The following is a 1390-nucleotide window of genomic DNA, read 5'->3' as shown; positions in this document are numbered from 1 at the left end:
CAATACTTCGGACAGTTTTTAAAGAGGGATACGATCGCAATAAAACAGAGAAGTGAAAAAGTGAGTGAAATCTGAGCCCAAAATAAACATAAAAAAAGGCACTCTTTTCGGTTAAGCTATAAAAACACACAAGCTCAACAGATTGCCTTATGAAAATCATTGAATCCATCTTACAACAAATGCCAGGGATTAGTCAACCCCAAAAGAAGTTTTTAATCACTTTATTCTCAACTATCTTGCTGGCTTATGGCAAGGTCAACTTCACAAATCTCAGCCGTTATAGTTGTTTAAGCGAAAAAACCTACCGTCGTCACTTTCTCAAAAGCTTTAACTTTCCACAATTTAATCAATATTTCCTCAAAGAAGCCTTAAACCCTGAACACACAATCATTGCTGTTATTGATTGTTCTTTTTTAAGAAAAAGTGGCAAAAAAACTGACGGTAAGGCTTATTTTTATAATGGTGTAGCTGGTAAATCAGAACAGGGATTAGAAATTTCTGTGATTTCTATTGTCGAAATTGAGACTCGTTTATCTTATAGCTTAAGTGTGCAACAAACTCCATCACGTCCTCAAATAAAGCCCGGAAAAAAAACGCCCAAAAATCAGAAGAATAAGTCGTCAAAAAAATCTCGTAAAAAACAGGATACTCAAAGCTCAAAGCCTGACATCACAAGAGTTGATGACTATGCACAACATTTAAAGAATACTCGTTCATTCTTTCCTAATTCTGTGCGTTATTTGGTAGCTGATGGCTATTACTATCGCTCTAAATTCTGGGAGGCTGTGCGAGAGTTGAATTTAGACTTTATTGGCAAGTTAAGAGTTGATGCTAACCTCCGCTATCTCTATACAGGTGAACAAAATAAACTGGGAGCTCCTCGCAAATATGATGGTAAGATTGACTGCCAAGATCTGAGTCGTCTTAACTTTGTTAAAGAAATAAAACCGGGGGTTTCACTCTATACACTGGTAGTCTGGAGTTGTTGTTTAAATTGCCAAATTAGATTGGCTTGTATCTCTGAAGTTCAAGCCAACGGCAAAATCAAAAATGCTTTATTATTTAGCACTGATATTCATCTACAACCTGAGCAAATTCTTGAATATTATCAGGCTCGCTTCCAGATTGAATTTATTTTTCGTGATGCCAAGCAATTTACGGGATTGTCTGATTGTCAAGCTCGTCATTTGCCACGGCTGGACTTTCATTTTAATGCCAGTCTTATTGCCTTAAATTTAGCCAAATATCAACTCTCTAGCTGTCATTCATCTGCCAAATCTTTTGTGTTTTCTATGGCTTCTTATAAACGTCTGGAATTCAATAAGCATCTACTTTATACCTTTATTGATAAGTTAGATTTAGACCCGGATTTGATTTTAAATCACCCTAA

At 36.0% G+C, this 1390-nt stretch carries 1 protein-coding gene; it reads left to right on the top strand.

Annotation, left to right across the window (positions count from 1 at the left end):
- Positions 1 to 149: 149 nt before the first annotated feature.
- A partial coding sequence (locus QUA77_RS29100; RefSeq protein WP_333454098.1) for a transposase occupies positions 150 to 1390 on the top strand: 1241 nt, incomplete at its 3' end.

Origin of the sequence: Microcoleus sp. K5-D4, from assembly GCF_036704575.1 — a bacterium.
In the GTDB taxonomy this organism is placed as follows: domain Bacteria; phylum Cyanobacteriota; class Cyanobacteriia; order Cyanobacteriales; family Microcoleaceae; genus Microcoleus.
Note: the sequence above shows the minus strand (reverse complement) of the source record. Positions and strands in the feature narration are given on the sequence as shown.